This is a genomic window from Leifsonia sp. SIMBA_070 (assembly GCF_046534635.1).
In the GTDB taxonomy this organism is placed as follows: domain Bacteria; phylum Actinomycetota; class Actinomycetes; order Actinomycetales; family Microbacteriaceae; genus Leifsonia.
Genome location: NZ_JAWRYK010000978.1, coordinates 1 through 234, shown reverse-complemented (window position 1 = coordinate 234; position 234 = coordinate 1). Strand labels below are relative to the sequence as shown.

Genomic DNA, 234 nt, shown 5'->3' with positions numbered 1-234 from the left:
ATTTTCTTTTCTTAAACGATCCCATTTTTTATACCAATAAATGGTTCCTTGTAATAAAATAAATTCCAAAAGAAGAAATGATGTCCAAAAAGAAAACAATGAATATAATTGTATACTGGGAAATGCAAAGTTATATAAATAACTTATAACAATAAAAACAATTATTGCGTTTCTTTCACCTTTATAAAGGTACGCAAGTCTTTTTTCTAATAATTTCTTCACAGAATCACCTTT

The 234-nt window shown here is 24.8% G+C and carries 1 protein-coding gene; it reads right to left on the bottom strand.

The features are described from left to right. On the bottom strand, positions 1-234 hold a 234-nt coding region (locus SB754_RS23090), incomplete at both ends, for a hypothetical protein (RefSeq protein ID WP_410784578.1).